The 4,708-nt window shown below is 65.5% G+C and carries 4 protein-coding genes and 1 pseudogene; 1 reads left to right on the top strand and 4 read right to left on the bottom strand.

Translation table 11 applies throughout. The features are described 5' to 3' along the window. The 4 genes from R1101_RS0116200 to R1101_RS0116185 all read right to left on the bottom strand — a co-directional run. On the bottom strand, positions 1-702 hold a 702-nt coding region (locus tag R1101_RS0116200), incomplete at its 3' end, for an iron ABC transporter ATP-binding protein (protein ID WP_016934427.1). Continuing rightward, positions 699-1,709, bottom strand: coding sequence for an iron chelate uptake ABC transporter family permease subunit (locus R1101_RS0116195; protein WP_232284769.1), 1,011 nt, complete (start codon positions 1,707-1,709; stop codon positions 699-701). The genes R1101_RS0116195 and R1101_RS0116200, both read right to left, overlap by 4 nt. Further along, complete coding sequence (locus R1101_RS0116190; protein ID WP_016934425.1) at positions 1,696-2,664, bottom strand: ABC transporter permease; 969 nt, start codon at positions 2,662-2,664, stop codon at positions 1,696-1,698. The genes R1101_RS0116195 and R1101_RS0116190 overlap by 14 nt, the downstream gene beginning before the upstream one ends. A 97-nt stretch (positions 2,665-2,761) precedes the next feature. Then, entirely contained in the window at positions 2,762-3,745 is a 984-nt protein-coding gene (locus tag R1101_RS0116185) for a siderophore ABC transporter substrate-binding protein (RefSeq protein ID WP_016934424.1), read from the bottom strand. Between the two features lie 189 nt (positions 3,746-3,934). Between R1101_RS0116185 and R1101_RS27080 the strand changes: the two are divergent. Next, a pseudogene (locus tag R1101_RS27080) lies at positions 3,935-4,708 on the top strand (amidohydrolase family protein); the annotation flags it as partial.

The following is a 4,708-nucleotide window of genomic DNA, read 5'->3' as shown; positions in this document are numbered from 1 at the left end:
GTCGAACACGTCGGTCAGGATCTCGTCCCGCATGATCTCGTCGCTCGTGCCGCCCGTCACGATCAGCCCGTCGCGCAACGCGATGATGTGATCGGAGTATGCGGCGGCGATGTTCACGTCGTGGATGACGAGCACGATCGTCTTGCCGAGCTCGTCCGCCGCCCGCCGCAGCTGACGCATCATCAGCACGGCGTGCTTCATGTCGAGATTGTTGAGCGGCTCGTCGAGCAGGACGTACTTGGTGTCCTGTGCCAGCACCATCGCCACGAAGGTGCGCTGCCGCTGGCCACCCGAGAGCTGGTCGAGGAAGCGGTCTGCGAGGTCGGTGAGGTTGAGGAACTCCATCGCCTCGTCGACGTGCCGTTCGTCTTCCGCCGTGAGCCGGCCCTGGCAGTGCGGGAACCGGCCGAAGCCGACCAGTTCGCGGACCGTCAGGCGCGCGGTGATGTGGTTCTCCTGCCGCAGGATCGACAGATGCTTGGCCAGCTCCCGGGTCTTCGTGGAATGCACGTCGAGTCCGCCCACGGTGACGGTGCCCGTGGTGGGCTGGAGCAGACGGCCGATGATCGTCATGAGCGTCGACTTGCCGGCGCCGTTCGGTCCGATCAGCGAGGTGATGCCGCCCTCGCGGATCGTGCCGGAGACGGGTCCGAGGACCCGCTTGTCCCGGTACGACATCGAGACGTCGTGGAACTCGATCACAGCGTTCCCTTTCTCAGGAGCATGAACAGGAACAGGATGCCGCCGACGAACTCGATGATCACCGTGAGGAATCCGCCCGCGTAGAAGATGTGCTGCATGAAGAACTGGCCGAAGGCGAGGGTGATCACGCCCAGCAGGAACGCCATGGGCATCACGTACTGGTGCTTGTACGTCCCGGCGATCTGATAGGCGAGGGTCGCGATGAGGAATCCGAAGAAGGTCATCGGCCCGGCCAGCGCGGTCGCGAACGCCACGAGCAGCGCGATGAGGACGAGCATCAGCGTCAGCTCGCGTTTGTAGGCGACACCGATGTTGGTCGCGGTGTCGCGGCCGAGCAGCAGTGCGTCGAGGCGGTGGCGACGACGCCACAGGATCACCCCGACGACGATGCAGATGCCGAACGCGAGGGGCAGATAGTCGCCGGGCACAGACGACAAGCGGCCCATCAGCTCGACCGAGAGCATGTCGTATTCGGTGGGGGAGAGCACCCGCTGGACGAACGTCGACAGACTGTCGAAGGCCATGCCGAGCACGACGCCCACGAGCAGCATCAGGAACAGGCTGCCGAACCGGCCGGAGAACAACCAGCGGTAGAGCAGGGTCGCCAGCACCACCATGAGCGCGGTCTGCAGGACGAGCTTGGGGATGCCCTCGGAGGTCGCGATCGCGGTGGCTCCGAAGAAGAAGACCGTCAGCGTCTGCATCAGCGTGTACAGGGAGTCGAACCCGATGATGGACGGTGTCAGGATGCGGTTGTCGGTGACCGTGTGGAACACGACGGTTCCCATGCCGTGCGCGAACGCCGCGACCAGCATGGCGCCGAGGACGGTGAGGCGGCGCGGGAAGGTGAAGTCGAACGAGCCGCGGATGAACAGGAACAGATAACACGCGACCGCGACGACGGCGATCATCGCGACGACGGCCAGGCGCACCCTCGGCGACAGGCGACGGCGCTCGCCCTTGCCGGCCGGGACGGCCCGTGCGCGCACGGAATCAAGCACTGACATGACGACGCTGCCTCAGAACGAGAGTGATGAAGACGGCGGCGCCGACGACGCCGAGGACGACGGACGCGGGAATCTCCATGGGGGCGACGATCGTGCGGCCGACGAGGTCGCACGCGAGAAGCAGTCCGGCGCCGACGACGGCGACCCAGGGCAAGTTCTTGTGCATGTCGTCGCCGAGCATCATCGACACGAGATTCGGCACGATCAGGCCGAGGAACGGGATGAAGCCGACCACGACGGTGGTGACGCCGGTGGCGACCGCGACGAGAGTGACGCCGAGGAAGACGACCTGCTCGTACTTCAGCCCCACGTTGGTGGCGAGGTCCTTACCGAGCCCGGCGATGGTGAACCGGTCGGCGAGAAGATAGGCGAGTACGGCGACCGCGAGCACCGCCCACAGCGGTTCGTAGAAGCCGCGCACGACGCTGCTGAAACCACCCGAACGCCACGCCGACATCGACTGCAGCAGGTCGAAGTTGCCGGCGAGGAAAGTGGTGATCGAGCCGACCACGGCACCGAGCATGATGCCGACGAGCGGCACGATGATCGACGACTTCAGGGCGATGCGGCGCAGGACGACGATGAACACCATCGTCCCCGCGAACGCGAAGATCACCGCGATCACCATCTTGACCATCGGCGACGCATCGGGAACGACGATCAAGGTGGTCAGCAGGCCGAGACCGGCCCACTGCGCGGTACCCGCGGTGGTCGGTTCGACGAACTTGTTCTGGGTGATCAACTGCATGATCACGCCCGAGATGCTCATCGCGACGGCCGCGAAGATCAGGGCGAGGGTCCGCGGCACGCGGGAGATGAAGAACATCTCGCGGGCCGCGGGGTCGTGGATCAGTGACTCGATGGTGATGTCGTAGCCGCCGACCATCAGGGACGCCACGGTCAGTGCCAGAACGACCACCGAGATCACCGGCAGCAGCACTTTGTTCTTCGTCATGGGACTCGGATCCGGAGAAGGGCGCTACACACGCAGCCTGCCCCGGCCCGTGATCAGGATCGGGGCAGGCTGCCGTGGAGCGTCGAACAACAGGGACTTACTGTGCCGACCGGTTCGCGGCGCCGAAGGCATCGGCGATCTGCTGGAACGCCTCGGTGTAGGACTCGATGCCCTCACGTTTGTAGAAGTCGTTGTCCAGGTAGATGATCTGGTCCTTGGTGGCGAAGGTGGTGGCGGCGAATGCTTCCTGCGCATCGATGACGGAGGCCGCCGGTTGCGGGGTTGCCTCGCCCGGAACGGCGACGGCGGAATCGCGGTCCAGCACGATCATCCAGTCGGGGTCGGCCTGCGCGATGGTCTCGGGAGCCAGACCGGAATCGCCGTGGACGTCGCCGGCGTCCCCGGCGAACACATCCTTCAGGTTCACGCCCTCGAGCAGGCGGCCGATGCGGCCCGAAGCGTTGTCGATCTTGCCGCCGGCGACGACGGCGAGGAAGACGCTCTCGCCGTTCGTGGCGGCCCGGGCAGCCTCGGTGGCGGCATCGAGCTCGGCGACGATCTCCTCGGATTCGGCTTCCTTCCCGAAGATCCGACCGAGGGTGAGGGTCTGATCCTTCAGTCCCTGGATGTAGCCGCCCTCGGAGTCGTCCAGCGCGGAGACGTCGACCACGGGAGCGATCTTCGACAGTTCCCCGGTGAACTCGGCGAATCGCGACCCGCCGATGATCAGGTCCGGCTCGGCTTCACTCACGAGCTCGAGCTTCGGCTCACGATGAGTGCCGACGTCGAGAATGGAGTCGTCCTGACGCCACTCGTCGAAGCCCGTGTTGGGGAGGAGGGTCTTCGGCAGGGCGACAGGGGTGATGCCCCAGTCGCGCAGCATCTCGAACGACTTGTTGTCGAGGGCGACCACGCGCTCGGGGGCCACCGGAACTTCCATCTCACCGTTGTTGGTCTCGACGGTGACCGTCGCGCCGTTCCCGGATCCGGTCGCGTCGGTGCCGCTGTTCCCGCATCCGGTGAGGACGAGCGCGCCGACGAGGGCCGGGGCGAACAGCATGCGTTTGAAATTCAGTTTCACGGTGTGACTCCGAGGGGCGCGGCGGCGTTGTGACGAAAGCCAGAACGCTCGAGGTTTGGTAAGGCAACGGTCACATAGTATTGGTTAGCCAATCCTGCGTTACCCTCGGGTCTCGTGACATGGACCGCCGGGAGGAAGCGTGGGATCGTCCGTTCCCTGGTGCCACGGATTCACGGGTACGGTCACGTCATGAACGAAGCCGAGCGGATCGCCGGGTTCCGTAGCGTCCACGGACTCGACCACCTCGTGGATGTCCACACGCATTTCATGCCCCGCCGGGTCATGGACAAGGTCTGGGCATACTTCGACTCCGCGGGGCCGCTCATCGGACGCCCGTGGCCGATCACCTACCGGCACGACGAGGAGGAGCGCGTCGCTCGGCTGCGCGAGTTCGGAGTAGCGCGGTTCACCGCGATGCTGTACCCGCACAAACCCGCGATGGCGGCATGGCTCAACTCGTGGGCGGCCGATTTCGCGTCACGCACCCCCGACTGTCTCCACACCGCCACCTTCTATCCCGAATCCGACGCGAAGGACTACGTCGCGTCGGCGCTCGAGGCGGGTGCACGTGTGTTCAAATCCCACATTCAGGTCGGCGACTATTCACCGCTCGACCCGCTCCTCCACGACGTGTGGGGTCTCCTCGAGGACTCGGGTGTGCCCATCGTCGTGCACTGCGGGTCGGGACCGGCGCCCGGTGCCCACACCGGTCCCGCACCCATGCACGAACTTCTGCGCCGGTTTCCGCGGCTGACGGTGATCGTCGCGCACATGGGCATGCCCGAGTACCGCGAATTCCTCGATCTCGCCGAGCAGTACGAGCGGGTCCACCTCGATACGACGATGGCATTCACCGATTTCGTCGAGAAGGACGCCCCGTTCCGCCGGACCAGCTGCCCCGTCTCGACGCACTTCGGGAGAAGATCCTCCTGGGCAGCGACTTCCCGAACATCCCGTACGGCT

The sequence above is a fragment of the Rhodococcus sp. R1101 genome, assembly GCF_000278445.1.
GTDB lineage: Bacteria > Actinomycetota > Actinomycetes > Mycobacteriales > Mycobacteriaceae > Rhodococcus > Rhodococcus gordoniae.
Note: the sequence above shows the minus strand (reverse complement) of the source record. Positions and strands in the feature narration are given on the sequence as shown.

Bases quoted from the DNA above. Each gene is read 5' to 3' on its own strand.
- R1101_RS0116195 (WP_232284769.1), bottom strand. From the start codon at position 1,709: ATGTCAGTGCTTGATTCCGTGCGCGCACGGGCCGTCCCGGCCGGCAAG.
- R1101_RS0116190 (WP_016934425.1), bottom strand. From the start codon at position 2,664: ATGACGAAGAACAAAGTGCTGCTGCCGGTGATCTCGGTGGTCGTTCTG.